This is a genomic window from Acinetobacter sp. Swhac1, assembly GCF_013390985.1.
Taxonomy (GTDB): domain Bacteria; phylum Pseudomonadota; class Gammaproteobacteria; order Pseudomonadales; family Moraxellaceae; genus Acinetobacter; species Acinetobacter towneri.
In genome coordinates, this window is sequence record NZ_JACASN010000025.1 from 22661 (window position 1) to 49057 (window position 26397).

28 protein-coding genes and 1 pseudogene are annotated in these 26397 nt (G+C 39.4%); 18 read left to right on the top strand and 11 right to left on the bottom strand.

The window, feature by feature from the left end:
* Positions 1-117: 117 nt before the first annotated feature.
* Positions 118-1989 (top strand): SurA N-terminal domain-containing protein, encoded by a 1872-nt coding sequence (locus HX743_RS12125; protein WP_178319345.1) that lies wholly within the window; start codon positions 118-120, stop codon positions 1987-1989.
* 81 nt (positions 1990-2070) lie between these two features.
* Here HX743_RS12125 and HX743_RS12130 read toward each other — a convergent pair whose 3' ends face one another.
* Complete coding sequence (locus HX743_RS12130; protein ID WP_178319346.1) at positions 2071-2943, bottom strand: DUF2797 domain-containing protein; 873 nt, start codon at positions 2941-2943, stop codon at positions 2071-2073.
* 34 nt (positions 2944-2977) lie between these two features.
* Between HX743_RS12130 and HX743_RS12135 the strand changes: the two genes are divergently transcribed.
* Positions 2978-3472, top strand: a complete 495-nt coding sequence (locus HX743_RS12135; RefSeq protein WP_178319347.1) for a DUF6231 family protein — start codon at positions 2978-2980, stop codon at positions 3470-3472.
* Positions 3473-3613: 141 nt separating this feature from the next.
* On the top strand, positions 3614-4216 hold the full coding sequence (locus tag HX743_RS12140; protein WP_104851928.1) for a YidB family protein: 603 nt from the start codon (positions 3614-3616) through the stop codon (positions 4214-4216).
* A gap of 62 nt (positions 4217-4278) precedes the next feature.
* On the opposite strand, the gene HX743_RS12145 is transcribed toward HX743_RS12140, so the two are convergent.
* The 5 genes from HX743_RS12145 to HX743_RS12165 form a co-directional block, all read right to left on the bottom strand.
* Positions 4279-5352 (bottom strand): porin, encoded by a 1074-nt coding sequence (locus HX743_RS12145; protein WP_136144525.1) that lies wholly within the window; start codon positions 5350-5352, stop codon positions 4279-4281.
* Positions 5353-5723: 371 nt separating this feature from the next.
* Positions 5724-6137: an HIT family protein gene (locus HX743_RS12150; RefSeq protein ID WP_096901443.1), complete on the bottom strand. Its 414-nt coding sequence runs from the start codon at positions 6135-6137 to the stop codon at positions 5724-5726.
* Between the two features lie 43 nt (positions 6138-6180).
* Positions 6181-6450, bottom strand: coding sequence for a YARHG domain-containing protein (locus HX743_RS12155; RefSeq protein ID WP_136144526.1), 270 nt, complete (start codon positions 6448-6450; stop codon positions 6181-6183).
* An 85-nt stretch (positions 6451-6535) separates the two neighbouring features.
* The gene (locus HX743_RS12160) at positions 6536-7408 is read right to left on the bottom strand and encodes an NAD(P)-dependent oxidoreductase (protein ID WP_096901444.1); all 873 of its coding nucleotides are present in this window, start codon (positions 7406-7408) and stop codon (positions 6536-6538) included.
* Between the two features lie 13 nt (positions 7409-7421).
* Positions 7422-8516, bottom strand: coding sequence for an alpha/beta fold hydrolase (locus tag HX743_RS12165; protein ID WP_131261453.1), 1095 nt, complete (start codon positions 8514-8516; stop codon positions 7422-7424).
* A gap of 151 nt (positions 8517-8667) precedes the next feature.
* Here HX743_RS12165 and HX743_RS12170 point away from each other — a divergent pair, with 151 nt between their 5' ends.
* The 9 genes from HX743_RS12170 (at position 8668) to trpB (ending at position 16511) form a co-directional block, all read left to right on the top strand.
* The gene (locus HX743_RS12170; RefSeq protein ID WP_096901446.1) at positions 8668-9855 is read left to right on the top strand and encodes an O-succinylhomoserine sulfhydrylase; all 1188 of its coding nucleotides are present in this window, start codon (positions 8668-8670) and stop codon (positions 9853-9855) included.
* Between the two features lie 31 nt (positions 9856-9886).
* On the top strand, positions 9887-10216 hold the full coding sequence (locus HX743_RS12175) for a YbaB/EbfC family nucleoid-associated protein (RefSeq protein ID WP_167845987.1): 330 nt from the start codon (positions 9887-9889) through the stop codon (positions 10214-10216).
* A gap of 10 nt (positions 10217-10226) precedes the next feature.
* Positions 10227-10823, top strand: coding sequence for a recombination mediator RecR (gene recR, locus HX743_RS12180; protein ID WP_019837914.1), 597 nt, complete (start codon positions 10227-10229; stop codon positions 10821-10823).
* Between the two features lie 272 nt (positions 10824-11095).
* Positions 11096-12238, top strand: coding sequence for an HRDC domain-containing protein (locus tag HX743_RS12185; protein ID WP_178319348.1), 1143 nt, complete (start codon positions 11096-11098; stop codon positions 12236-12238).
* 169 nt (positions 12239-12407) lie between these two features.
* Positions 12408-12716 carry a YcgL domain-containing protein gene (locus tag HX743_RS12190; RefSeq protein ID WP_004976615.1) on the top strand — a complete coding sequence of 103 codons (309 nt, stop codon included), beginning with the start codon at positions 12408-12410 and terminating at the stop codon, positions 12714-12716.
* A gap of 21 nt (positions 12717-12737) precedes the next feature.
* On the top strand, positions 12738-13121 hold the full coding sequence (locus HX743_RS12195) for a hypothetical protein (protein WP_096901448.1): 384 nt from the start codon (positions 12738-12740) through the stop codon (positions 13119-13121).
* A gap of 22 nt (positions 13122-13143) precedes the next feature.
* Positions 13144-13995: a MoxR family ATPase gene (locus HX743_RS12200; protein ID WP_178319349.1), complete on the top strand. Its 852-nt coding sequence runs from the start codon at positions 13144-13146 to the stop codon at positions 13993-13995.
* A 14-nt stretch (positions 13996-14009) separates the two neighbouring features.
* Positions 14010-15197, top strand: coding sequence for a VWA domain-containing protein (locus HX743_RS12205; protein WP_178319350.1), 1188 nt, complete (start codon positions 14010-14012; stop codon positions 15195-15197).
* A gap of 105 nt (positions 15198-15302) precedes the next feature.
* Positions 15303-16511: a tryptophan synthase subunit beta gene (gene trpB, locus HX743_RS12210; RefSeq protein ID WP_131261452.1), complete on the top strand. Its 1209-nt coding sequence runs from the start codon at positions 15303-15305 to the stop codon at positions 16509-16511.
* 92 nt (positions 16512-16603) lie between these two features.
* Here trpB and HX743_RS12215 read toward each other — a convergent pair whose 3' ends face one another.
* The 3 genes from HX743_RS12215 to HX743_RS12225 all read right to left on the bottom strand — a co-directional run bounded on the left by HX743_RS12215 (position 16604) and on the right by HX743_RS12225 (position 17917).
* Positions 16604-17038, bottom strand: a complete 435-nt coding sequence (locus HX743_RS12215) for a CBS domain-containing protein (RefSeq protein WP_096901450.1) — start codon at positions 17036-17038, stop codon at positions 16604-16606.
* Between the two features lie 119 nt (positions 17039-17157).
* Positions 17158-17532 carry a DUF2750 domain-containing protein gene (locus HX743_RS12220; protein ID WP_004976601.1) on the bottom strand — a complete coding sequence of 125 codons (375 nt, stop codon included), beginning with the start codon at positions 17530-17532 and terminating at the stop codon, positions 17158-17160.
* 151 nt (positions 17533-17683) lie between these two features.
* On the bottom strand, positions 17684-17917 hold the full coding sequence (locus HX743_RS12225; protein WP_178319351.1) for a hypothetical protein: 234 nt from the start codon (positions 17915-17917) through the stop codon (positions 17684-17686).
* A gap of 219 nt (positions 17918-18136) precedes the next feature.
* On the opposite strand from HX743_RS12225, the gene HX743_RS12230 reads away from it, so the two are divergent.
* Together HX743_RS12230 and HX743_RS12235 are read left to right on the top strand one after the other, a co-directional pair.
* Positions 18137-18496: a hypothetical protein gene (locus tag HX743_RS12230; protein ID WP_004976597.1), complete on the top strand. Its 360-nt coding sequence runs from the start codon at positions 18137-18139 to the stop codon at positions 18494-18496.
* Positions 18497-18622: 126 nt separating this feature from the next.
* Complete coding sequence (locus HX743_RS12235) at positions 18623-18940, top strand: hypothetical protein (RefSeq protein ID WP_004976594.1); 318 nt, start codon at positions 18623-18625, stop codon at positions 18938-18940.
* Here the strand turns inward: HX743_RS12235 and HX743_RS12240 are convergent.
* Positions 18837-20477 carry a pitrilysin family protein gene (locus tag HX743_RS12240; RefSeq protein WP_178319352.1) on the bottom strand — a complete coding sequence of 547 codons (1641 nt, stop codon included), beginning with the start codon at positions 20475-20477 and terminating at the stop codon, positions 18837-18839. The two genes, HX743_RS12235 and HX743_RS12240, sit on opposite strands and share 104 nt — an antisense overlap.
* 12 nt (positions 20478-20489) lie before the next feature.
* Complete coding sequence (locus HX743_RS12245) at positions 20490-21824, bottom strand: pitrilysin family protein (RefSeq protein WP_250316240.1); 1335 nt, start codon at positions 21822-21824, stop codon at positions 20490-20492.
* Positions 21825-22010: 186 nt separating this feature from the next.
* Here HX743_RS12245 and ftsY point away from each other — a divergent pair, with 186 nt between their 5' ends.
* From ftsY to HX743_RS12265, 4 genes and pseudogenes are all read left to right on the top strand, one after another.
* Positions 22011-23117: a signal recognition particle-docking protein FtsY gene (gene ftsY / locus HX743_RS12250; protein ID WP_019837903.1), complete on the top strand. Its 1107-nt coding sequence runs from the start codon at positions 22011-22013 to the stop codon at positions 23115-23117.
* A gap of 166 nt (positions 23118-23283) precedes the next feature.
* Positions 23284-23959 (top strand): annotated as a pseudogene (locus tag HX743_RS12255) (nitroreductase family protein).
* A 574-nt stretch (positions 23960-24533) separates the two neighbouring features.
* Positions 24534-25127, top strand: a complete 594-nt coding sequence (locus tag HX743_RS12260; RefSeq protein WP_178319353.1) for a nitroreductase family protein — start codon at positions 24534-24536, stop codon at positions 25125-25127.
* 201 nt (positions 25128-25328) lie between these two features.
* Entirely contained in the window at positions 25329-25994 is a 666-nt protein-coding gene (locus HX743_RS12265; protein ID WP_178319354.1) for a DUF2057 family protein, read from the top strand.
* Positions 25995-26397: the final 403 nt, after the last annotated feature.

Below are 26397 nucleotides of genomic sequence, written 5' to 3' on the forward strand. Positions count from 1 at the left end.
AAGAAAGCGCGCCAATTGGCGCGTTTTTTATTAATAATGTCAATAAACGGCTTCAACGCATTCATTCGTTGAGGGTTTTCAGTTAAAATCTCGCACAAATAAAATATTGGAATACTTATGGAATCTTTTCGTAAAGTTATTAAGGGTTGGTTGGGCAAAGTTTTGCTCGTCTTGTTCTTGACCCCTTTAGCACTTGTAGGTATTGAAGGATATTTTAGTGGAGGTCAGTCTGAAGACACTGCACAAACAGTCAATGGTCAGCAAATTTCAAAACGAGAATTAGATAATCTGACCAATTCCTTGAAAGAACAATACTTGGCCTATACCAATGGTGATGAAACACTATTGAATCAAAATTATATTCAAAACAAAGCCAAAGATACGTTGGTTGCACGTACCTTGTTATTACAACAAGCTGAGAAATTAGGGATTTCTTTGAGCGATGCACAAATTGAACAAATGATTGCACAGCAACCGAATTTCCAACAAGATGGCAAGTTTTCTGAAAGCTTGTATGCGAACTATCTGCAATCTGTAGGCATGACCAATCAGGCGCTTGTGGCAAATTTACGCCAAGACCATGCGTTAAAAATGCTGAGTGCTAGCTTTACCGATTATGCTTTAGTTAGCCCGTCTGATATTCAGCAAATTGCCAATTTACAAACCCAGCAACGTACTTTGCATTTATCTAGCATTAAGTTAGATGACTACAAGAAAAACATCATCACAAATGCACAAGAGATTGCTGCGTATTATGAACAGCACGCCAATGCCTTTAAACAGGTTGCTAGCGTTGATGTCGATTACATTGTGGTGACTCCAGCCAATATTGCACCTGCAAATACGGCTGTCACTGACGCAGAGTTACAACAGGCTTATCAAAAGTTTGTCGAAACTCAAAAAGGTGCTGCTGTACCGACAGTGAAACATATTTTAATCACCACCGATGCGCGTGATGATGCCGCAGCTAAAAAACTTGCAGAGCAAGCCGCAGCTGAAATTAAGCAAGGTACAAGCTTTACTGCAGCTGCACAAAAGTATTCGGATGATCCTGAGTCTAAAGCCAAAGGTGGTGAGGTTGCAGGTTATGAAGCAGGCGTATTTGGCGATGCCTTTGACAAAGCCGTGGGTAGCTTAAAATCTGGTGAAGTATCACAGCCGATTAAAACTCAATATGGCTATCATGTGATTCAAACAGAAGGTGCTACAGTTCAAGTCCCTGCGTTTGAAACTCAAAAAGCACGTTTAATGGCAGAGTTGCAAAAAGCCAAAACTGAAAATGCGTATACCGATACCATCAACAGCTTAAATGAATTGGTGGTGAGTAGTGATGCTTTAGATGTTGTGGCAGAAGAAGTGAAAACGGCCAAAGTCGAATCTGTTAATGGTTTAACTTTGGCGGCGCAGCATCCTGTTTTAAGCCAGCCATCTGTCAAAGTTAAATTGTTTAATGATGATGTGAAAAATGGCGATCGCAACGCATCGAGTAACATTACTTTAGCCAATGGCGATGTGGTATGGGTGAAAGTGCGTAATTACCATGCCGCAGGTGTGCAAACTTTAGAAGAAGCAACACCCCGCGTAAAAGCTAAACTGATTGAGAAAAAAGCCTTTGATGCAGCGAAAAAAGATATTCAAGCTGCGTTGGATGCCTTTAAAACTCAACCTGCAGCGACCGTTTTGGCGAAAAACCAAATCCGTTTTGAAAATGCAGGCACATTCACCCGTGCAGATGGTTTGTTAAAGCGTGAAATTGAACGTGCTGCATTTAGTGTGCTTGCGCCTAAAGATGGTATGTGGTCAGTAACAACAGCATCTATACCAAATGAATTGGTGGTGGTAGCTGTATCAAATGTAAACGATACTACATCGAATGCTTTAACGCCTGAGCAACTGAAAGAGTTAGCGCAGTTGTATCAACAATTACGTGCTCAACAAGAGCTAGATGACTATACGCAATATTTGAAATCGAAAGCGAAAATCAAATAAGTGATGAACATCTACAAAAAAACCAGCAAATTTGCTGGTTTTTTTGTGCATTTAAAATGATTAGACAAGCAGTTTCAAGATTTATTCAGCGCGAATTTTTAGCTCATAACCTGTGTATTTACGAATGTTGATGACACCTGTATCCAAGATTAAATATTGCCCTTTAATTCCTTGCAGTTTGCCGCGAATGATTGGGGTTTTATCTAAGTTATGCGATTTAATTTTCTCAGGATACTGTTCTACAGGGTACACAAATTCACGCGGAAGTTCCTGATCTAAAAGCTCTACCGTTTCGTTGAATTCAAGGTTTTGACTAAACTCATCACGAATGGTCTGAATTTTAGGCGCAAACTCTTCAATCAGTTGTTCACGCACTTCAATTAGGTTTAGCGGCTCTGCTTCGCCTTTGAGTAGTTTGCGCCAGTCGGTTTTATCTGCGACTTGTGTACCAAACATAACTTCCAATTGCCCAGATAAACGGCGTGAGCCGACTTTCATAATTGGCAAGGCTTGAGTTGCGCCCTGATCTAGCCAACGTGTTGGCATTTGACCTAAACGGGTGATTCCCACTTTTAAAGCACTTGAATTGGCTAAATATACGATGTGCGGTTGAAAGCAGACTTCTTGAGCAAAACTATCTTCACGACAGGTACCTAAATGATAGTGGCAGGTTTCAGGTTTCATGATGCACATATCACAAGATGCTTTGGTTTTAAAACACTTAAAGCAATGTCCTTGCGAATAGGATTTTGGGGTTTTTACGCCACAAGAAACACAATAAATATTGCCAGTCCATTCCAGTTCGAGTTCTTGCCCAAGCTTAAAAGGCAGGTCAATTTCTGAACGGTCTAGAATAAATTTATATTCAACATTTGCCTTGTGTACCTGTTCATCAGTTACACTATGGTCCTTAAGACCTGCGTGCATTTTATGGCAAATGCCTTGTAGTTCCATAAGAATACTCTCTCAAAAATGAAGGAATGCAGTGATGGCTGAAATGCGTTTAATTCAAGCATTAATTGATGATTTATCTCAACAACAGCCAATTTCGACTGCATTGTGTATAGGGCAAAATATTGAAGCAAGCCCGAAGCATAACAATCAAGCGGCTGATGAGCAGCCAACTATCCAATGGCAGTATTTTAGCGCATTGGCATTTTTAAATCTGCCTTTTACCCAACGTTTTGATTTGGCAGTTATATTTTTGGATGCTTCAGATTTCGCCTCGCAGACGCCGCAACACACCTCGCAAATTTTGGTGAAGCTACGTGACTTATTTGCAAAGCGTATTGTGGTGGTTGCTACGCGTCAAGATGAGCAATTGCTTAGAGCGCTTGGTTTTACGCAATTGATTGAACATCGCTTTGAGCAGCATCATTTATGCTTATGGCAATTTAATATTTTGACTTATAAGCACGTGCCTGATTGGTTTAACTCTAAGTTTTGGGCAAATCCTGAAAATTGGGATAAATTCCGTTGGTAAGTGCTGGATTAAACTAACAAAAAACCTAATAATGTTAAATGTTTAACATAAATTTAGGATATTGCAAAATTTAACAATTTCAAGCGCGAAATTCAGTCAAAACTTCGTATGCTGTCATAAGGGCATATTGAGGAACATAAAATGACTAATTTAAGCAATATTGTTGAAATTTTAGCAAAGCAGGCATTGGGCGCGAAACAGCAATCTAATCAATCTCAAGGTGGATTGGGCGGTATTTTAGGCTCAGTTTTGGGGCAACTTGGTGCTAATAACCAACAATCTGCACAAGGGGGCTTGGGTGGTATTTTGGGTTCAGTACTTGGTCAGTTAGGTGGGCAACAACAGCGTTCTGCTACAGGTGCTTCAGGTGCACAAAGTTTATTGATTGCAGTCTTGCCTTTGGTATTGGCATGGATTCAAAAACAGGGTGGATTGCAAGGTGCTTTGGATAAACTCAAAGGACAGGGCTTAACCAGTCAGGTGGCTGATTGGGTGTCTACAGACCCAGGTGAAAATGCACATGTAGGTGCTGAACAAGTACAAAGTTTATTTGATGATGCCGATGTAGAGCAGGTTGCACAGCAAACTCAGGCGCCAAAGCAAGATATTTATAATGCGATTTCTGCAGTATTGCCGCAAATTATTGATTCATTGACACCACAAGGTGAGCAAACGAGTAAGCAAGAAGCCAATGACGATATTCAGCAAGTAATGAATTTAGTGTCTGGGTTTTTAAAGCGTTAAATTTAAGAAAAAATAAAAGGGCATAAGCCCTTTTATTTGTAGAATTCACTTTAATCTTAAGATTAGAAGTTATATTCCATACCTAAACCAAATACTGTTTTGTTATCTTCTTCAAGATCTACACCAGTAATATCAAGTTTTTGTTGTGCAAGAACACCGTAGAAACGAGTTTGTTTATTGAGGTTGTAGTCAATACCGATACCATATTGGTCAATGGTGATATCACCATCAAATGCGTCAGCTGTAGTTTCAGCAGTTTGGTATTGAGCTTTAACAACCCATGGTGTGTTGCCAACTTTATATGTTGAGCTAAGTAACCAAGCTTTTTCTTCTAAACCTTCAAGACCTACAATTTTGTCAGTTGGTTCTGCTTGTTGGTAAAGAGCACCAAGTACTAAACCGTTTACACCTACTTTGCTAAAATCGTAAGAACCAGTCACACGTACAGCATCTGAATATAGTTTTTTATCTACTCCAGCGTATTTACCTTCAACGCCAAAGTTACCTGCTAGTGCAAGAGCGATACCAACATCTTTATTATCATAAGTCAAAGAAGTAGAGATAGAATCACCAAAACCATCGCGTTTTCCTTTTTGACCAGATGTGGCATAGTCTTTAGTTGCATCTTCACCTTGTTGCGCTAGGATATTAAATTGTAAGCCACCTAGCATTTTTTTGTCTGTTTCAAACCCTATAGAGTTTTTAAGACGATCTTCACCATACATCATGTTTGTGATATCAAGGGTGTGATCATTAAAGATATCTTGGTATTTTCCAGCAGCATTTTTGAAATAAGAATCAAAAATACCAGCTTTTAAAGTACCTACATTTTCAAACTTTAAACCACCAAAAAGATTACGTTTTTTGAAAGTTTGAGCATCATTTTCATCACCATCAGCACTGATTTCCCATTCAGCCACATAAACTGCTGATACATTTTCAGTTAATTTTTCTTCGCCTTTAACCCCAATACGAGAAGCGTTAGAATTTAATTCAGTGACATCTTGATCTTTTTCAAAATCATCATTTTGAATTTGGTCAACCGATAGATTGATCTTACCATACAAAGTTGGTGCTGCTTGTGCTGCGCTTACACCCATTGCTGCAACAGTAGCTGCTAGAAGCAATTTTTTCATCAAGATTTCTCCAAAACACTTTTAAAAATGGCATTCGCCTTGCTTTCTTATTTAGTTAGCTTGTGTACAAAAAGTTACACAAGCTCACCAACTTGCTAAGCAGTATCTGTAAACTTCGTGACATTGAAGTGAAGAAAAAATTACAATTTGATGACGGGTAATAAAATGTAATAAATAGACTTCTTGCGTTAGTGACATTTTAATCACCCGAAAGCTATATTTTATGAGCTTTTAGCCAATTCAAAAATTAGATAAAACTATACTTTCGCAAGAGATCTAATAATTGTGATTTATTTTTAAGTATTTGAATTGTATTTAAATAAAAAATGGAGCAGTTGCTCCATTCATTTTGTATGACATTTTTGAAATTTTTAAAGCGCTGCTTTAATTTTTTCTGCTTGGGCTTTAATTTTTTCTTGATCGCCCATTTGTGCAGCATGTTTCCCAAGTTGATGAACCGAGGTTGGAATTAAGTGAAAATGCACGTGAGGGACAGTTTGACCTGCACTAGTACCTGACAATTGCATTAACACGATACCATCTACACCCAAAGCTTGCTCCATTGCTTTCGCAATTTTTTGCACAATTTGAATAGTATAGGCTGCTGCATCTGCGGGTAAATCCAATAAAGTCACTGCAGGCGTTTTAGGAATCACAAGAGTGTGACCATCGGCTTGCGGCATGATGTCCATAAATGCAAGCACTTGGTCATCTTCATACACTTTAATCGCAGGAAGTTCGCCACGTAGAATTCTTGCAAAAATATTTTGATCATCGTAAGCCATTATGATTCCTTAAATTCAGCCTATGCTATTTTTTTCAGAACGATTATTTACAGTTCAGTTCTTTTTGACGTGCTTTGATTGTGTCAAGACGTTGTTGTTCTTTTTCAGAGAACTTTGGCTTTGTTGTATAGCAGTTGTCATTACCAAAACGGGCTTTAGCTTCAGGATCTTTAAAACAGAAGCCTTTTGATGCGTAAATCACATCATGGTCATTTTTAAGTTTTTGACATTCTTGTTCAGATGCAAAAGTAGTTGAACTTGCCCCAATTAAAGTTGCAAGGCTTGCAAATACGGCAATGCTAAACTTGTTCATAAGAGTTTCCTCTATTTAATGATGGTGTGACTAGCCACTTAATACACATTATTGGGTTTATGGCTGTATATTCAATGGCGAGTTCTTACTCTAGGGTAATATTACTCCATAATTCATACATTTTCACAGCAGTGGAAAAATCACTGTCTTTTTCTGCGGTTAAATTCGCTGCTTGAATCAGGCTTTGGGTTAAAGCCAATACAGGTGCAGGCAAAGCTGCTTCATGGACTAAATCTAATGCAATCCCTGTGTCTTTAGCCAGTAAAGGGAGTGCAAAAGTATTTGGAAAAGCGCGATTCAGTACTCGCTGCGGCAAAATCATTTCCGTTACTGCGCTTTTACCACTTGAAGCATTTATGCATTGCAAGGCCTGATTTAAGTTTACGCCATGTGCTTTTAAGGTGGTAAAACCTTCAGCTGCAGCACACAAACTCACTGCCATTAACATATTATTCACCGCTTTTACGGCAAAGCCAGCACCAGGTTCACCCACATGCTGAATCACTTTACCAAAAGCCTGAATTGCAGGTAGGGCTTTTTCAAAAGCAGCAGCTTTACCGCCAATCATGACTGTTAATGTGGCATTTTCTGCACCAATGGTTTGTCCGCTTACAGGTGCATCTAAAAAGTCGATCTGTTGTGCTTCAAGTTGTTGTACCAATTTTTTAGCACTTTCGGGTACGCCACTGGTGCAATCGACCCAGACTGAACCTGCTTTAAGTTGAACTTGTGCAATCAGGTTTTCAACTTCGGTACTGGTGGGCAAGCAAGAAAAAATAATATCTGCTTGCACCGCTTGAGCCAATTCAACCGCTTGTGTGCCATATTCAGCAGCATGTTGCTCGGCTTTGGCAAAGTTACGATTCCAGACATAGACCGTATCAAAATGTTTAGGTAAATGGGCTGCCATGCGGTAGCCCATTGCGCCTAAGCCAATAAATGCAACAGATTGAATCATGTTTTTGCTCTCTTTATGCAATTTTGCTAGATCGTTGTTCTAACCAAGTGGTCAGTTTAGGCCAGAATTCATTGGCACTTTTTTGACTGGACATTAAACCCAAATGTCCACCTGGAATAAGAGTAAACGTGACATCGGTACTACTTGTCAATTCACATAAAGGTTGAGCAGCTTCAGCAGTGACAATTTGATCGCTATCACCCGCACCGACCAAAAGTGAACAATGAATATTTTTAAGGTCTATCTGATGTTGTTTGAGTTGAATATGACCTTGTTTGAGTGGGTTTTGCAGCCATACATTCAATACCATGTCCTGATTAATCCCACCCGGATAATCAATCATATTATTTAAAAAATTGGCTAAAGTTGCGTTTTCATGCAAGGTTTGTAAGTCGTGCAGATTCGACAGCATCTGTTTATTGCTTTCCAGCCATGCTCTAGGGTCTAAAATCTTAAAACCAATCGCATTGATTAAACCCGGTGTATGAATTAAATGCTTTGGAATTTTTCCTGAATAAAAGGCATGTTGCAATTTGGGATATTTAGAAATCAGTTGATTGGTCAGTTGAAAGAGTTTACCAACCCGCCCCGAAGCATAGCTATCTACAGGGCTACCCAAAACCATCAAGTTTTTAATATGAGTTGTTTGTTGGTCGGCGGTATAAAGCATGGCAAAAATACCCGCCATACTCCAACCATGTAGTGAAATTTGTTCGACTTTGGCGTGTTGTAAAATGAGTTGAATACAATTAGGGATTGCATCCTGAATAAAAGCCATAAAATTTAAATGACAATGTTGATAGGTCAATTGTCCCCAATCAACCAAATACACATCAAAACCGCTATGCTGAAAATGTTTCACTAAAGAGCGATAAGGATATAAGTCATAAATCGACATGGTAATTGCTAAAGGCGCAACAAAAACCAGCGGCTCTTTATATTGCTTATCTGGCGAAGCGTAATAGCGAATCTGCGCATACTTATAACGTGCCACGATGTCGTATGGCGTGGTCTGAGATAAGATCAAATCACGGCTTTTAAATAAGCGAGTGCTGAGGTTTTTAAGCTTTTTTCGGTGCGGATTAAATTTTCTTTGTAGCTGATTCATGAGGTGTTCCATCACACGTGGCGCCGATTTGAATGAAGTCTAAGCGATATTTATACATTTTACCTTGACCTTAAATGCGCTTGGCACTCAAAATGTTGGCAATTATTTAACAAACAGGTCTTAGGACTAAGTTTAGGGCTGAGCAGTAAAGATGAGTCAACACGACGACATTGAATATCAATTAGATACTTTGGCAATTCGTACCGGACACAACCGTACAATTGAAGGCGAACACAGTGAGCCAATTTTCCTGACTTCATCATTTGTTTGTGAAAATGCTGCCGATGCAGCTGCAAAATTCTCAGGTGAAATTGAAGGCAATACCTATTCACGTTATACCAATCCAACTGTACAGGCTTTTGAAAAACGCTTGGCAGTATTAGATGGTGCAGAACGTGCGGTTGCGACAAGTTCGGGTATGGCGGCCGTTCATGCGATCACTTTGGCTTATCTTAAAGCGGGTGATCATGTAGTCTGTTCACGTGCTGTATTTGGCTCGATCATTTCACTATTTGAAAAATACGTGATGAAGTTTGGTGTCGATGTCACTTTTGTTGATTTAGAAGATTTAGACAGTTGGAAGCAAGCGATTCGTCCAAATACGCGTTTGTTATTTATTGAAACACCATCAAACCCATTGGCTCAGGTGGGTGACTTGCAAGCGATTGCCGATATTGCACATGCAAATAATGCTTTATTTGCAGTTGATAACACCTTCTGTACCCCAGTTTTACAACAACCAATTAAATTTGGTGCTGACCTAATTATCTACTCATCGACCAAATATATTGATGGGCAGGGACGTGCTTTAGGCGGCGCTGTGGTGGGCAAAGATAAACTGGTTGAAGAAATCAACGGTGTGATTCGTACTTTGGGTAACTCATTAAGTCCATTTAACGCATGGATTTTCTTAAAAGGTTTAGAAACTTTAAGCCTGCGGATGAAAGCACATTGCGCTAGCGCACAAAAACTTGCCGAGTGGCTAGATGCACATCCAAAAGTTGAAAAAGTGTATTATGCAGGTCTGCCGCATCATGCGGGGCATGAGTTGGCGAAAAAACAACAGTCTGGCTTTGGTGGTGTTGTATCTTTTGTGGTGAAAGGCGAGCGTGAAGGCGCGTGGACTGTGATTGACAACACACGCTTCCTATCTATCACCAGTAATTTGGGCGATGTAAAATCAACCATTACCCATCCTGCAACAACATCGCATGGCAGAATGACCCCAGAAGCCAAACAAGCAGCAGGTATCAGCGAAGGTTTAATTCGTGTTTCTGTTGGCTTGGAAGATATTGATGATATTATTCGCGACATCGAGCGCGGTTTAGACCTCATTTAAAACTAAATAGATCATTTGTTCGGAGATTTTTATGAACATTAATATGTTGATGCAGCAAGCGCAGCGCATGCAAAAAGAAGTGGAAAACAACATTAAAAAAGCCAAAGAAGAACTTGCGCAAACTGAAGTGCATGCAGAAGCGGGTGGTGGTTTAGTGAAAGTGACTATGACTTGCCGTAATGTGGTCAAACGCATTGAAATCAATCCTGAATTATTGCAAGACGATGCAGACATGATTGAAGATTTGATTGCCGCTGCAATGAATGATGCTGCCCGTCAAGTTGAAGCAATTGCTGAAGAAAAAATGAAGTCTGCAAACTCAGGCATGGGCTTGCCACCAGGCTTGGCAGGTTTATTCTAAGGAACGGCGTATGTTTAGTGATCGTTTTGATCAACTGGTACAAGCGCTACGCATTTTGCCAAGTGTTGGGCCAAAATCGGCTCAACGCATGGCATTGCACCTGATTATGAAAAATAGAGAAGGTGCAGTCGGTTTGGCTCATGCTTTGAACGAAGCCACTAGCTATATTCATGAATGTTCGATTTGTCACTCATTAACGGAAGATGAAGTCTGCAATATTTGCGCCTCACATGATCGTGATGCACACTTGCTTTGCGTGGTGGAATCTCCAGCCGATGTCATGGCGATTGAGCAAAGCGGCAGCTTCCGTGGTAAATACCATGTTTTAGGTGGGCATTTATCGCCATTAGATGGCATTGGGCCTGACGAAATTGGTATTCCGTATTTGGTTCAGCGTTTAAGTGATGGCAACATTACTGAAGTCATTTTGGCGACCAATGCAACCGTAGAAGGTCAAGCGACAGCACACTATTTGGTAGAAGCAACCAAACATTTGCCTGTGCAGATGACCCGTATTGCGCAAGGTGTGCCGCAAGGTGGTGAACTTGAATATGTCGATAGTCATACTTTAAGTCAGGCGGTGCATAATCGGATGCGAATGAAATAAGCATTTAGGTGCTTATTTCATGTGGATGTTTATTTCGCATGTGTGGCTATTTTATATGAATAATCAATTGATAAATCATCCATGAAAAGGACTACTTGCCTTTAAAGCCAATAAAAAATCAAATTAAGATAAAAAACGATAAAAAATTTAAATTTTCACTGTATCGATTTAGAAATAAGATAAAAATTGAAAATACTGGGCATATTTTTATAGCTAAATGCTATTTAATGTTTAAAATGAACCCCTAGAGAATCCTGTTTTACCTGCTCGCTATGTTCCAATTTATTCATCAACAAAAAGACTTTGAAAATGTCTTGGCATTAATGAGCCAAAACAGCATTTATGGTTTAGACACCGAATTTATTAAGGTTGATACTTTATGGCCAAAATTGGGTGTATTCCAAATTAATGTTAATGATCAGGTCTATTTGTTAGATGGCACTTCTTTAAATTTAAGTGCATTTTGGGAAAAACTGTTTCAGGCGCAGCAAAATATTTTTCATGCCTGCGGTGAAGATATTGATTTAATTTATCATTATGCACAGCAAAAAAACTTAGATAACGTGTTTGATACCCAAGTTGGCATGTCATTTTTAGGGCATGGTTTACAAGTCAGTTATCAAAACGCTTTAAAAACCATGCTCAATGTCGATATTGATAAAGGGCAAACTCGCTCAGACTGGCTTGCACGTCCGTTGTCCGATGAGCAGTTAAATTATGCTGCCAATGATGTGTTGTATCTAATGCAATTGGCAGATAAGGTACAAACCGACTTAAAACAAAATTATTTACTGGATTTTGCACAAGAAGATTGCCGCAATTTAACTCAGGAAATTGGTGAAGAAACACCTTTAGAGTTGTTGTATCAGGATGTGGGCAACTATCGTCATTCACGCCGTCAACTCATGCAATTGCAACAATTGGCCGTTTGGCGTGAGCAAATGGTAAAAGCCTTAAACCAACCACGTAGTTTTATTTTGCGTAATTCTACTATGCTGGACTTGGTCGAGAAAAATCCTAAAAATCAGTTCCAGCTCAGTACTATTAAAGATTTACGTGCGCATATTGTGCGTGAACATGGCAAAACTATTTTAGATTTAATTAAATATTTGCCTGATCAATCACAATGGCCATTACGTATGGCGCGACCAATTCGTCATTCTTCAAAAGAAGTGGGCGAAAATGTAGAACAGGTGATTCAACGTGCCGTACAGGAAACTCAAATTCCAAAAGAAGTTTTGCTGCGTAAAAAATGGCTCAATGCGCTTTATCAGCATGTGGTATTTCATAACGATGAGCAAGATTTGCCTAACTATTTGTTAGGTTGGCGTTATGAATTACTCACCAAGCCTTTAATTGAAGTTTTACATACCGACGAGCGTTATTTGTCTGGTCAGATGAAAGTTGCTGAATAAATCAAACCGATCCACATTTTAAATAAAGCCGTTTTTCACCTGAAAATGGATGAATTTTCACGCCATTCTTTGTTTGAGTGTAAACATAGACCAATGCGTTAATAATGGTTAATGTATCTCGGTTTTTTTTGTTGTATCCTTTGCCTGAGTTTTTAGAGTTTTGTTGTTTATGCACTGTTCAATTTATAAATCGAGCAAAAAAGATGAGATGTATTTATACATCGCCCGTCCTGAGCAAACTGAAGATCAAGCAGAAGCGTTTAACCCGCTAGAGGTTTTACCTGAGCCAATGCGAGTTGCATTTGGTCGTGCGACATTTGTAATGGATTTGCAACTGTCTGAAAGCCGTAAGTTGGCACGTGTGAATGTTTTGCATGTCATGGATTCTATTCAAACACGTGGCTTCTTTATTCAAGTGCCACCAGAAGGCTTAATTAACCCAAATGCCGTTGAACCAGAAGGTTTACGTGGTGCTTAAGCTTTATTCAGGAGTTGAGAAATGAATAGTGTGATGACTGGATTGGATTCAATTCCTGAAACTGCAATTGCTGTTTCTGTTTATTTGTTGGGGAGTGCCATTATTTTATGGTGCTGGTACGAAATTGCCAAACGCTTGCCCAATCCGTTAGGTGGTATCACTTGGATTGTGCTGTTTGCAATTTTACTTACCCCAACAGTATCAGAAGGCAGCAATGCAGCACTTGCCCCAGCCATCTTTGGACTTCTTTTTGGTGTTTTAACCAAAGAAACCCCATTGGTTTGGTCTAATTTATCTGCCATTTTATTTGTGATCGGTCTTGGCTTATTGATCGGTTATTTCTGGTCAAGATACTGTCTTAAACAAACGACTTATAAAGCCAAGAAAAATACCTCACCACTGTAACTAAAACAATTAAGGTAAAATCATGTCTGTTGATGCGCAACAATTTTCGGGTACAGATCAGTACATTGCGACTGATAGTTTAAAACTTGCGGTGAAAGCCGCACGTGCTTTGCAAAAACCGCTTTTGGTGAAAGGTGAGCCAGGTACAGGTAAAACCTTATTGGCAGAGCAAGTTGCTAAAAGTTTGGGTTTAAAGTTGATTACATGGCACATTAAATCGACCACCAAAGCGCAGCAAGGTTTATATGAATATGATGCAGTGTCGCGTTTGCGTGACAGCCAACTGGGCGATGACCGTGTGTATGACGTTAAAAACTATATTAAACCCGGGAAATTGTGGGAAGCATTTACCAGCGAAGAACGCTGTGTGTTGTTGATTGATGAAATTGACAAGGCAGATATTGAATTCCCAAATGACCTGCTACATGAACTCGATAAAATGTCGTTTTATGTTTATGAAACAGGCGAAACCATTACGGCAACACAACGTCCAATCGTGATCATCACATCAAATAATGAAAAAGAGCTGCCAGACGCTTTTTTACGTCGTTGTTTCTTCCATTATATTGATTTCCCAGATGAAGCGACCATGCGCGATATTATCGATGTGCATTTCCCGAATATTTCAAGCACATTGGTTTCAGAAGCTTTACAAGTTTTCTTTAAATTGCGCCAAGTTCCGGGCTTAAAAAAACCACCATCTACGTCTGAATTAATTGATTGGTTAAGCCTATTGATGGCAGATGACATGCCGGAAGATATTTTGCGTAATAGCAATAAAACCAAAGCCATTCCGCCTTTATACGGTGCATTAATCAAAAATGAACAAGATGTGCAATTGCTTGAGCGTTTAGCCTTTATGTCGCGCCGTTAAGGGAGGACAACGCCATGTTCGTACGCTTGTTTTATACCTTGCGACGTTACGGTGTACCTGTCACCACACGTGAATTGATTGACTTAAATCAGGCGGTGGCATCGGGTCTGGTTTTTGCAGATCAAGATGAATTCTATCAACTTGTTAAAACCGTCATGGTCAAAGATGAGCGTTTTTTTGACAAGTTTGACCGTGCCATGAAAGATTATTTTGATGGCATTTCCACTTTTGATTTAGATGATTTACTGCAGCAAGTTCATCAATTGCCTAAAGACTGGTTCGACTTAGAACTATTAGAAAAACATCTCACGCCAGAACAACGCGAAGAGCTGAAAAAAGCAGGTTCTTTAGAAGAATTGATGAAAATGCTGGAAGAGCGTTTACGCGAGCAGCATAAAAAGCATCAGGGTGGCAACCGTATGATTGGTACGGGCGGTACATCACCGTTTGGTGCTTTTGGTGATCATCCTGAAGGTGTACGCATTGGTGGGCCTGGACGTAAGCGTTCAGCTGTTAAAGTCTGGGAGCAGCGTCAGTATCGAAATTTAGACGATGAACAGATTTTAGGTACACGACAAATGCAATTGGCACTGCGTCGTTTGCGTAAATTTGCCCGTCAAGGTGCAGCTGAAGAATTGGATATTGATGGCACTATCCGAGAAACTGCCAAACAGGGCATTTTAGATGTGCAATTGGTGCCAGAACGTCGTAATCGCGTCAAAGTGTTGATGTTGTTTGATGTGGGTGGCTCGATGGATGCACACATCGCCCAATGTGAAAAACTGTTTAGTGCGGCCAAAACTGAGTTTAAAACCCTCGAATATTTTTATTTCCACAACTGTTTATACGACTATGTTTGGAAAGACAATTTACGCCGTAGCAGTACCCGTATGAATACGTGGGATTTATTTAATACCTATGGACGCGACTATCGGGTAATTGTGGTCGGTGATGCGAGTATGGCACCTTATGAGCTGAATTCGATTGGTGGTTCGGTAGAATATATGAATGATGAGGCAGGGCAAGTTTGGTTACAACGTCTGCGTCAGCATTTTGAAAAAACCGCATGGCTGAATCCTGAACAGGAAGGCTATTGGCATTACACACATACCATTGGTTTAATTCGACAAATTTTTGAAAATCATATGTACCCAATGACTTTAAAAGGCATTGAAGATATGACGAAATATTTGGCGCGTTAATCGTCATTTTCGTCAATATCACTCAACTTTTGAGTGATTGTTAGGCGAAGACTAAGTAAGTGCAGACACGATAGGCAACGTGAATTTCAATCTGAGGGGATCGATATGGATCATCAAATCAATGGCATCGCATTACCGAATGAAGACGGTTTTTTTGGGCAATATGGCGGGCAGTTTATTCCACCACATTTAAAAGAAGCCATGGATGAAATTAACGTTGCTTATGAGGAAATTCGTAAAACGGCAGAATTTCAGAATGAATTAAAAGATTTGTTTGCTCACTATGTTGGCCGTCCAAGTCCTTTATTCCATGCCAAGCGTTTATCTGAACAGTTAGGTGGTGCGCAAATTTATTTAAAGCGTGAAGATTTAAACCATACTGGTGCACATAAAATTAACCACTGTTTAGGCGAGGCATTACTAGCCAAATATATGGGTAAAACCAAAGTCATTGCAGAAACTGGTGCGGGACAGCACGGGGTAGCCTTGGCGACGGCATGTGCGCTAGTGGGAATTCCGTGTGAAATTCACATGGGACAGGTGGATATTGAAAAAGAACACCCGAATGTGGTGAAAATGAAAATTCTAGGTGCCAACCTGATTTCAGTGACCCGCGGTACAGCCACTTTAAAAGATGCAGTGGACAGCGCTTTTGAAGAATATTTAAAAGACCCAAAAAACTTTATTTATGCGATTGGTTCTGTGGTTGGGCCACACCCATTTCCAAAAATGGTGCGTGATTTCCAATCTATTATAGGTGATGAAATTAAAATGCAAAGCCAAGAGCGTTTTGGTGTAAACCCAGATTATATCGTGGCATGTGTGGGCGGTGGTTCAAACGCAGTGGGTGCATTTACCGCATTCTTAAATGATGCAGAAGTGAAACTTGTGGGTGTTGAGCCTGCAGGGCATGGTTTAGATACAGATCAACACTCTGCAACCTTAACTTTGGGTAAACCGGGTCAATTACACGGTATGGCGTGTTATGTACTTGAAGATGAACATGGTGAGCCATTGCCAGTGCACTCTATTGCCTCTGGTTTGGATTATCCGGGTGTGGGGCCGCAGCATAGCTTCTTAAAAGACATTGGTCGCGTGGAGTATTCAACGGCAACTGACCAAGAATGTTTAGATGCCTTTATGACGTTGTCACGTGTAGAGGGTATTGTACCTGCTTTGGAAAGCTCACATGCGGTGGCGTGGGCATTACGTGAAGCACCAAAAATGGCAAAAAACGTGAAAATTGTGGTTAATCTTTCAGGTCGTGGTGATAAAGATTCAGACTATGTAGCAGAAAAATTAGGTTTGAATTAATTCTACTGAATATGAAAAACCGCCTAAATGTGTAAGTTTAGGCGGTTTTTTTATCTTTACTTTATATTTGGCAGGTTTTATAAAACAGTGTCTTAGCTTGCAATATATTGTTGTAACTGCTCGATCAGTTTGCGCTGATCATCCATAGTCGCTTTCACCAAGTCACCAATCGACACTAAACCTACCAACTGCTCATCTTCAAGTACAGGTAAGTGACGTAAATGATGGTCAGTAATTAAGTTTAAGCATTCTTTCACACTGGTGTTTTTGGTCACGGTCAGTACTTTAGCAGTCATAATTTCACTAACCGTTGTGCTTTTAGAAGTTCGTTCCATCAAAATAACTTTACGGGTGTAATCACGCTCAGACAGAATACCAACCACATGATTGTTTTGATCGGTAACCACCAACGCACCAATGCCTTTTTCAGCCATTAAACTAATTGCTTCTAAAACCGTTGCTTCTGGGCGAATTGTGTAAATTTCGTGATGTGCTTTATCTTGTAAAACGTGAGTTACCTTGGTCATATTCTGTGTCCTGATTTGTTGTTTATTGTTTGACTTTTAAAGTAACGTGAATTGTAAAAATTGCAAATACTTTAGAGTCACGATTGTTGATTTTTACGTCAATTCTATTCAGTTTTTATTTAAGCAATATTTAACGCAGGTTCATTAAAAAAGAAATGCTTCATTTGTGAAGTGGTCAGTTTAATTTTTTGACTTGACGAACCAAACAAGGTTGGCGTGACATTTAAACGGGTGAGCGTTGGTAATAAAAAAGTCTCAAAATCCTGCGCGGAAATTTTACGAGGACTATATTGTGGCCAGTGTTTAGCAGCATATTTATGCGCTTGTACCGCATTTAACCAAAAAGGGAAAATATAATCATCGTGATCTGAACTCATTGCCCAACCTTGATGGAATAAACCCCAAAGTACACCGCAGTACATCATTGATTTTAATAGTGTAACTTTAAGCAGAAAATCCTTTGGTAAAGGGTGGAGTTGGTTAATCTGATTCATAATCAAGCAAGGTTGTAAAATTTGGCTATATTGTAAAAAGAATTGATGAATATACCGTTTAAGCTTTGCTTAAAATCGTAAACAAATATGTATTTATGGTTGGAGCATCTAAAAAAAGGGTCAAAAAAAACGCCACCTAAGTGACGTTTTATTATGCTTGCATGGTGGCCATGTTTTGCCAGTATTGCGCTTTCAATGAATCACGTTCTACGCGGAAACCTTGATAATACAGTTCTGCTAAGAACATTGCCGCTTTACCATGTCCTGCACGTGCAGCTTCTTCGAGTTGTTTTACCGCGTCTTGGAAGTTCATTTGTGAATGAATCGTGTTTACTGCATTTGCATAAACATGCTCTAACTCATGGTGAGAGATCGTTTGAATCATATTAAACTCCTTATTGTAATTATGATTACTTATTTAAGCCTACCTTTTAGGCTTCATATCAATTTAACGCTTTATTGTTAAACTAATATTACAATTTGATTGAATTGTCAAACAATTATCGGGGTTAATGAGCATATTTCAAGTTTACATGATTAAACATTGAACAAGTTTAATTTTGATTAAACTAAAGCTCTAAGCATGATAAAAAAGGAGAACAACATGACAAGATCCGTAGACGGATGTGCTTTTGATGTACCTCCATTGACTTCTCAAATTATTGAGTTAGCACATCATCACCGTAAAAAACTAGATGAGGTAATTTTCCGTCGAGATGTTCATTTAGGTGAATACTGCTTGGCGCAACGTAAACGTGTGGCTGACTTTGCTAAAACTTTAGAGCGAAGCGATCGTATAGAGTTTTATCGTAATTATGATGGTGAATTACTCCGTATTGCCGATGAAGATGAACTGCATCCTGCCGAAGCAGAGGGCGGTGTCAGTGTATTTGCTATTTTCTTGGTGCTTGCAGTCATTGCATTGGTTTTATACTTTGCGGTAATTCGTGGCACGATTGGCTAAAGCTAAATCCTTTGTAGAATTTGTAGAAAAAGGCTCAATTTTTACTGTGACGATACAGTAAAATTGAGCTGTTTAACTTGTACATCTCACAAGGGCATCCTACACTAAGGCGATTAGAGGTAGGTCATGCACAACGCAATTCAAAAAACGATTCAATTTATTTCTCAACTGAAACTCGAGCAAATTTATAATATTGTTGTGCTGAGTATCATTTTTATTATTTTAACTTTAGCAAGTGTTGCGCTTTATCGCCCAGTTGGGGTGCAACAATTTCAAAATGTTGAGCGTTTGTCACAACAATCTATGTATGCCAATACCCAAGACATGGCAGTTCATTTACTCAATCAACGTCCGATTCGTTATGTGCATTATTTAAAGTTGATGCAGGCACATCAAATGGAGCAAGATCGGGCTCAACAACTTCCTGCCTTGGTGCAAGAGTAATTTTTTCTGTTGGCATGTTATTCATATTGTGCGGTGTCGGTGTTAAAGATGTTGGTGCGAGTAAATTGTCCTGCAGCATTTTTACCAATGCGGCTTTATCTAAATGTTCGCTCACAATTACTAAAGTTAAACGATCAGGATGCAAATGTTTGCGAATTGCACGTTGCACATCTTCAGCGGTAACTTTTTCCACTCGTTCTGCATAATCACTTAAATAATTTGCAGGAAGTCGATAAAAACCGATGTGCCCAAGCTGGGCATTAATACTGGCATTGCTGCTGTATTGATTCGGAAATGCACGAATTAAACCTGCTTTGGTTTCTTTTAATTGTTCTAAATTCATAGGTTGTTGTACAAACTGAATTAAGCTCTGGTGAGCGACTTGAATACTATCGAGTAACTGATCTTGGCGCGTAGAATAGCCTAAGCTAAATAAACCCGCTGCTTGGGTAAACCGAAACGAACTGCTAACACCGTAAGTGTAGCCACGTTTTACTCGTAATTCTTTCATCAAAATAGAATTGAAACTGCTGCCACCTAGCATTTTATTGGCAATTTCCAAAGCCAAATAATCAGGATCATCGCGTGTGGTCGCAAGTTGCGCAATACTCACATGCGCTTGTTGTGAGCGATAAGGAATATGCTGGATGTTGAACCGTGTTGCAGGTGTAGGCCGTGGCAAAGCTGTTGCTGCAGTACCTTGGACAATATGTGTGCTTATAGTGTTGGCAAGTTTTTCTGCTTCTTTTAAGGTTAATTTGCCTGTAATGGCAATATTCATATTTTGCGCGACCAGAAACTGATCTCTAAATTGTTGTAAGTGCGTTGGTTGAATCCGTTTGATACTGCCATTGGTGCCTGTAATGGGTTCTGCATAGGCATGTTGTCCGTAAATTGCGCGATATAAGCGAATATTCATTAAACGGCTTGGATTTTCTTGCAGTTGTTTTTGTCCGATTTGTGTATTGCTTTGCATCCGCTGGATATTGGAGCGCTCAAAAGTCGAGTTTTTTAGTATTTCCAACATCATTTTGACGGCAGTTTGCATTTTCTGCGGATCAGAGAGTGTTCTTAGCCGTAGCACAAACATATCGCGGTACGCCGTGGCACTAAAACGTGCGCCTGTGGTTTCAAAGGCTGCGGCAATTTCTTCAGCCTTATAACTTTTAGTACCTTCATCCATCAGTTGCGCTGCCATATTGGCAACGCCAAATAAACCTTTTTCAATTTCTGCATCGCGGGCAGAACCTGCATTAAAAGTCAGTTGAATATCAACCATTGGCAAAGCAGGATTTTCGACAAATAAAGTGCGTACGTTTCGATGATTTTTTAATTCATGCACCTGTGGAGCGCGAACATCGACCAATTCATTTACAGCATTTAAACTGTGCAGCAAGTTCAGAGATTGCAAAGGCGTGCTTACGTCTGTTTCAGCAAAATCATGCGCTGCTGTGGTGGCAGTTTCCATCGCAAAGCTAGCAGAACATAGACCAAAACTCGTGCTTAAAATAAGCGTGTAAAATAAATGCTTTTTCATTAAAATCACAGTTTAAGGTGTAGTGCTTTGAGGCAATAAATACAAGGTGCTAAGTCTCTCTTTGTTAAAGTGATTTTGCGCAACACGTTGAAGATCTTGGGCAGTAATCGCTTGGAAGTGCTGTGGTAAAACATCAATTAAACGGTGACTGAATCCATTGACTTCTAAGTTGCCAATGGTTCGGGCTTGTCCAGCCAAATCATCCTGATTATAGATCCAATTGGCAACAAATTGAGTCACCACGCGCTCAATTTCACTTGCATTGACCAAATCCTGTTTCAGCGTATCCACTTCGTTTTGAATTGCGGCTTGTGCTTCACTTAACGCTACACCTGCAGCAGGCAATGCCGAAATACCAAACAAACTGTCCCCACGTTGGTACGGATCATAACTGACACTGACGGAGCTAAGTATCTTATTATTTCTGACCAAGCGCTGTTCTAAACGTGAAGTAATTCCACTGTCTAATAGTTGTTTGATGATGGTGAGCGCAAAGGCATCTTGAGGATTTTTGGCTGTTGCTAGTGAGCTGACATTCCAAGCCATATATAAATTAGGAACTTGTATAGCCGCAGACAATTCCATGTGCCGATAACCTAGTTGTTCAAACTCCAACACATCATTACGCGGTGGCATAGGTGCTTTCGGAATATCTCCAAAATACTTTTGGACTTGCCACAATGCGGCTTGATGATCTACATCGCCCACAATCACTAAAATAGCATTATTGGGGCGATACCATTTTTTGTACCACGCCTGTACTTCTTGCAGCTGAATGCTTTGCAAGTTTTTCATGTGACCAATAATGGGTTGGCGATAATGGCTGGTTGGGTAGGCAATCCATTTAAAGCGTTCAAAAGCCAAAGCTCGCGGATTATCATCGGTACGTTGCCGCCGTTCTTCCATCACCACCTTAATTTCAGGCTCAAAATCTTGTTGGCGAAGCAACAAATTACTCATTCTGTCGGCTTCCAACTCTAAAGCCAGTGGGAAATAAGTTTTGGGATAGAGCTGATAATAATTGGTGTAATTGATAAAGGTCGCTGCATTGACATTGCCACCATAAATACGACTTAAACGGGTAAATTCATCATTCGGTACTTTGGCTGTACCTTTAAACATCATGTGTTCAAGTACGTGTGAAATACCCAGTGTATTTCCCGACTCATCGCTACTGCCTACTTTGTACCAAATTTGTGTCATCACCATAGGAGAACGATGGTCTTCACGAATAATGACTTTTAAACCATTGTTGAGTGTGGTTTCAAAAGTGTTATTCGCAGTTAAAACTTCTGCATGGCAAATTGAAGCTGTTAAACCTAAAACCAACGCACAAACAGACTTCATCGAAAATTGGAACATAAGCAAGTGGAGATCAATCGTTATCGGCTTATCTTTCAAAAATTAAAGCGGAAAGGCAAGGATTGCTTTAGGTATTTTTTGTATGCAGCTATGTGGTTGGAATACGAGGTAAAAGCAATTGGTTTATGTTAGAATCCGATTTTTTAACGCAATGCTTTTCAAGGATTCGGCATGCAACAGCAATCTAATGGGCAAAATAAATTTTTGATTGATGCTGATATCGGAGATGATGATGTCACATTACCGAATTTACCAGCGGTAAATGTTCCGATTGTTGAAACAACACCTCTACAACAAGCAGCAACGTCTGAACCTGCTGCAGAAACATCATCAGACACGGAAGCACCTGCGAAAGGTGGTTTCTTTAGTCGCATGAAAGAAGGGTTAACCAAAACCCGAAAAAACTTTGCCGATGGCATGGTGAATATTCTGATTGGCGGTAAAGAAATTGATGATGAATTATTAGAAGAAGTCGAAGAACAATTGTTGGTTGCAGATATTGGTGTAGATGCAACCAAAACCATTATTGCCAATTTGACCGAGCGTACTGCGCGTGGTGACTTAATTTATTCGCATTCTTTATACAAGGCTTTGCAAGAAGAATTGGTGGCTTTGCTCGCACCACGGGTAAAACCTTTACATATTGATGCCAATAAAACCCCTTATGTGATTTTAGTCGTGGGTGTGAATGGTGTAGGTAAAACTACAACCATTGGTAAGTTAGCAAAACGCTTACAGGGTGAAGGTAAAAAAGTCATGTTAGCCGCAGGGGATACTTTCCGTGCCGCAGCGACAGAACAATTGCAAATCTGGGGTGAGCGTAACGATGTTGCCGTTGTTGCACAAGGTCACGGTGCAGACAGTGCTTCTGTTATTTTCGATGCGTTTGAAAGTGCACGTGCCAAAGGTATTGATGTGTTAATTGCAGATACTGCAGGACGTTTGCATAACAAAAGCAACCTGATGCAAGAATTGACTAAAGTTAAGCGTGTAATGCAAAAAATTGATGCAACCGCACCGCATGAAGTAATGTTGGTGGTAGATGCAGGCACAGGTCAAAATGCCATTAATCAAGTTGAAATGTTTGATGAGGCTGTTGGCTTAACAGGTATCACCATCACCAAACTGGACGGTACTGCAAAAGGTGGCGTGTTATTTAACATTGCAAGCCGTACCCATGTGCCAATTCGCTTTATCGGTGTGGGCGAAAAAATTGATGATTTACGTCCATTCTCTGCAAAGTCATTTGTTGCGGCACTGTTTGAAACTGAGAAATAAGTTTTAAAGCTTAAAAATATAAAATGCTTTAAGTTTCATACAAACTCCGCAAAATGCGGAGTTTGTTGTTTTTAGCGGGTTTGAGTGTTGTATAAAGCAGCAGCTAAAAATACGAATGTGAATAAAAGCACATCCGTCTAGATAGAATAAGAAAAATATTAGATTGATTTTTTTGAGCAGTCAAAATGAGTATGTGCTTACAGCAGATATCACGAAAGACTTTAAGCTTAAGAAAAAGCTGAACCATGACGGTAATGAACTGACTTTCATCGATCAATTTAAAAAGCGCCGTAGTATTTATGCTTTAGGTAAACGCATCCATTTTAGCCAAACGTATAGGGCCGAGTTGATTCAGGAAGCTGTGCTTAGCTGCCCATCGGCACATCATTCACAAAGTAGGCTTGTTTTCTGAATCACATAAAAAGTTTTGGAATTTAGTGCAGGACTTGCAACGCCAATTTGTACCCAAGCAGATTTTAGCAGGTACTAAAATGAAAATTGAACAATGTGCAGCAGCTTTTGGCTCGGTATTGTTCTATGAAGATCAACAAGTTATTCGTCAATTGCAAAAGAAAATTCTATTTCATGCTGCAGAATTTCCAATTTGGTCGGAGCAAACTTCAGGCATGGCGCAATTTGTGGTGTGGACAGCACTGGCAGATTCAGGTGTGGGTGCATCTTTACAACATTTTAATCAAAGCATAGACCACGCTGTGGCAGAGCATTTTGATATTCCAGATACATGGTTGTTACGTTCACAACTCGTTTTTGGATCAATTGAAGAAGAAGTAACCGAACGGAGTCATGCACACTATCAAAATCAATTTAAAGTCTATGCTTAAATAACAGCATTTGATGAAGATTGGTCAAATCAGCTTATTATTATGTGCTACAAAGAGCGAACCGCAGCATATTTATATTGCAATAGACTGTATCTATAGAATAAAAGGTAATAGGGTCTGTTGACAATTCGTCTATGTTTGCGACTACGCATATTTTTTAGCTGATATAAGGCATGAGGCAGGAAATTTAGTCATTCTAAATGACTGACTCATAACGCAATAGCAGCAAAAAATATGCTCGTCCTTCGCTGCGCCTTGCGCTGCAAACAAAGCAGTGCTTGTTTTTGCTCAGGCTGTGGCTAAAACTTTCTCAGATTGCGTTATGAAACTTGGCAATAGTCTCGCTATTCCCTGCGTTTCATGCCTGATCTGCTCAGTTTTAGCCTACAGCGCAAGCCATTTATGAAATGTCAACAGACCCTAAATGCAGTCACATACATTTGTCACTTTATATAACTATAATCGTTCTATACATAAAACACACTGTCGTATTTTTTGTAATGTTTATGCTGAATAAAAAGCTTAATATCGCTGTATCAATTAATTTATACAAAATTCTGCAGAGGAATTAAAAATGTCATTTTTAAATCAATTAGAAAAACGCCGTTCAATCTATGCACTTGGTAAAAATGTTTCTGTAGATCAGGCAACTATTGAAAGTACAATCAAACAAGCAGTTCGTTTAAGCCCATCTGCATTTAACTCGCAAACTTCACGTGTTGTGACTTTATACGGTGCATCGCATACACAATTTTGGAACATCGTTTTAGAAACTTTACATAAAATGGTTCCTGCAGAAGCATTTGCAAACACTGAAGCAAAAATTAATAGCTTTATTGCAGGTTTTGGTACAGCTTTATTTTTTGAAGATCAAGATGTTGTAAAAGGTCTACAAGAGCAATTCCCGCTATATGCAGACAACTTCCCAGTATGGTCAGAACATTCGACAGGGATTGCACAATTCGCAGCGTGGACAGCTTTATCTGAAATCAATGTGGGTGCATCATTACAGCACTACAATCCAATCGTAGATGAAGAAGTTGCGCAAACTTATGACATTCCTGCAAACTGGAAACTACGTGCACAATTAGTGTTTGGTTCAATTGAAGCACCTGCTGGTGAAAAAACATTTATGGATGATGCAGCACGTTTCAAAAGCTTTGACTAAGCTCTAGCAACACATACTGCACAGACTAAAAAGTAGGGTGATGATTCATCCTACTTTTTTTGTTTTTTTTGGGGAGTTTCAATGAGATCACCTAAACTTCCTTATTCATGTGAAAATGCTTAAACCCATGAATTGTCATAAAACTGTCATTTATACATTGCATAGTGCAATCAAACTTTAATAAATGATACAGAGTGAAATATGGCATTTAAATTAGGCCTAGCAAGTATTGCATTGATGGCTTGCAGTTCAGCATTTTCAGCAGTAATTATTGCAGTACCTGAAGAAATTAAGTTGCTCGCTGTAAATGATCAAGAAGTTCGTTCAGGTTTATTCAGTTCAGCACAGCAAGTGAAAGTCAATGCGGGTGAAAATGTCATGAACTTGCGCTATCAACAATATTTTGAACATCATAATGGCGCACACGATATTTTAAAATCAGGTGTTATTACACTCAAAACCCCAATTCTTCAAGATGGTGAAAACTATCGACTTGCTTTGGTAAACCCACCTAAAGATTTCGATGCTGCAAAAGAGTTTAAAGATCAGCCTAGTGTTGGCTTATATAATCAAAAGAATCAATTGTTGGTGCAACAAACAGGTGCCAAAGCAAGTTCAACTGGTTGGTTAGGTGGTAGTTGGCTTAATAAAACTTTAGATACCACTCAAAACAGTGCTGCAATCAATCAACCAGCAGCAGTTTATACCGCGGCAGCAGTTTTGCCATCTGAGGAAACCACCTCAGCAACATTGCCTACAGCAAAACAAACACAGGGCAAAGAGCAACAATTGATTCAATTGTGGCAACAAGCTAGTAAAGTAGAGCGACAAAAATTTATGTCATGGCTTGCAGAACAAGCTAATTAATGTAGATTTGCAACCAGCCTAACTGAGCTGGTTGTTTTTTATTATCGCTTTAAAAGGATTTATTTAAAAAACCAATTTAGTAACGTGCGAAAAAAAAGACAAATTATAAGAAAAGTGTGATAAAAATATCAAATACGCTTAAAACTTAGGCGAATGGTATTTTTTTTGAAAAAAACCTAAAAAACATATTGCGTCTATTCAAAAACTGTATAGAATACGCAACACGCCAACGCAGTGTTGATTGAGTTGGTGCTGTTATTGACGAAATGACAGAAAATCATTAAGAGATTATGAAGAACAACTTGTGTGGATTTTTACTGATTGATCGATCGAAAATATTTCATTGATTGATTGGTTTAAATTACTCGAAGTTTATTTGAGCGAAATTTAAGTCAGAAAATTG

What these genes read in the sequence shown, in the direction of transcription:
- HX743_RS12130 (WP_178319346.1), bottom strand. Translation starts at nt 2,943, where the DNA reads ATGGAACTACAAGGCATTTGCCATAAAATGCACGCAGGTCTTAAGGAC.
- HX743_RS12150 (WP_096901443.1), bottom strand. Translation starts at nt 6,137, where the DNA reads ATGGCTTACGATGATCAAAATATTTTTGCAAGAATTCTACGTGGCGAA.
- HX743_RS12190 (WP_004976615.1), top strand. Translation starts at nt 12,408, where the DNA reads ATGCACTGTTCAATTTATAAATCGAGCAAAAAAGATGAGATGTATTTA.
- HX743_RS12200 (WP_178319349.1), top strand. Translation starts at nt 13,144, where the DNA reads ATGTCTGTTGATGCGCAACAATTTTCGGGTACAGATCAGTACATTGCG.
- HX743_RS12240 (WP_178319352.1), bottom strand. Translation starts at nt 20,477, where the DNA reads ATGAAAAAGCATTTATTTTACACGCTTATTTTAAGCACGAGTTTTGGT.
- HX743_RS12135 (WP_178319347.1), top strand. Translation starts at nt 2,978, where the DNA reads ATGGCTGAAATGCGTTTAATTCAAGCATTAATTGATGATTTATCTCAA.
- HX743_RS12140 (WP_104851928.1), top strand. Translation starts at nt 3,614, where the DNA reads ATGACTAATTTAAGCAATATTGTTGAAATTTTAGCAAAGCAGGCATTG.
- HX743_RS12265 (WP_178319354.1), top strand. Translation starts at nt 25,329, where the DNA reads ATGGCATTTAAATTAGGCCTAGCAAGTATTGCATTGATGGCTTGCAGT.
- ftsY (WP_019837903.1), top strand. Translation starts at nt 22,011, where the DNA reads ATGCAACAGCAATCTAATGGGCAAAATAAATTTTTGATTGATGCTGAT.
- HX743_RS12170 (WP_096901446.1), top strand. Translation starts at nt 8,668, where the DNA reads ATGAGTCAACACGACGACATTGAATATCAATTAGATACTTTGGCAATT.
- HX743_RS12235 (WP_004976594.1), top strand. Translation starts at nt 18,623, where the DNA reads ATGCACAACGCAATTCAAAAAACGATTCAATTTATTTCTCAACTGAAA.
- HX743_RS12225 (WP_178319351.1), bottom strand. Translation starts at nt 17,917, where the DNA reads ATGATTCAAACGATCTCTCACCATGAGTTAGAGCATGTTTATGCAAAT.
- HX743_RS12125 (WP_178319345.1), top strand. Translation starts at nt 118, where the DNA reads ATGGAATCTTTTCGTAAAGTTATTAAGGGTTGGTTGGGCAAAGTTTTG.
- HX743_RS12215 (WP_096901450.1), bottom strand. Translation starts at nt 17,038, where the DNA reads ATGACCAAGGTAACTCACGTTTTACAAGATAAAGCACATCACGAAATT.
- HX743_RS12165 (WP_131261453.1), bottom strand. Translation starts at nt 8,516, where the DNA reads ATGAATCAGCTACAAAGAAAATTTAATCCGCACCGAAAAAAGCTTAAA.
- trpB (WP_131261452.1), top strand. Translation starts at nt 15,303, where the DNA reads ATGGATCATCAAATCAATGGCATCGCATTACCGAATGAAGACGGTTTT.
- HX743_RS12230 (WP_004976597.1), top strand. Translation starts at nt 18,137, where the DNA reads ATGACAAGATCCGTAGACGGATGTGCTTTTGATGTACCTCCATTGACT.
- HX743_RS12160 (WP_096901444.1), bottom strand. Translation starts at nt 7,408, where the DNA reads ATGATTCAATCTGTTGCATTTATTGGCTTAGGCGCAATGGGCTACCGC.
- HX743_RS12145 (WP_136144525.1), bottom strand. Translation starts at nt 5,352, where the DNA reads ATGAAAAAATTGCTTCTAGCAGCTACTGTTGCAGCAATGGGTGTAAGC.
- HX743_RS12245 (WP_250316240.1), bottom strand. Translation starts at nt 21,824, where the DNA reads ATGAAGTCTGTTTGTGCGTTGGTTTTAGGTTTAACAGCTTCAATTTGC.
- HX743_RS12155 (WP_136144526.1), bottom strand. Translation starts at nt 6,450, where the DNA reads ATGAACAAGTTTAGCATTGCCGTATTTGCAAGCCTTGCAACTTTAATT.
- HX743_RS12195 (WP_096901448.1), top strand. Translation starts at nt 12,738, where the DNA reads ATGAATAGTGTGATGACTGGATTGGATTCAATTCCTGAAACTGCAATT.
- HX743_RS12205 (WP_178319350.1), top strand. Translation starts at nt 14,010, where the DNA reads ATGTTCGTACGCTTGTTTTATACCTTGCGACGTTACGGTGTACCTGTC.
- HX743_RS12175 (WP_167845987.1), top strand. Translation starts at nt 9,887, where the DNA reads ATGAACATTAATATGTTGATGCAGCAAGCGCAGCGCATGCAAAAAGAA.
- HX743_RS12220 (WP_004976601.1), bottom strand. Translation starts at nt 17,532, where the DNA reads ATGAATCAGATTAACCAACTCCACCCTTTACCAAAGGATTTTCTGCTT.
- HX743_RS12260 (WP_178319353.1), top strand. Translation starts at nt 24,534, where the DNA reads ATGTCATTTTTAAATCAATTAGAAAAACGCCGTTCAATCTATGCACTT.
- recR (WP_019837914.1), top strand. Translation starts at nt 10,227, where the DNA reads ATGTTTAGTGATCGTTTTGATCAACTGGTACAAGCGCTACGCATTTTG.
- HX743_RS12185 (WP_178319348.1), top strand. Translation starts at nt 11,096, where the DNA reads ATGTTCCAATTTATTCATCAACAAAAAGACTTTGAAAATGTCTTGGCA.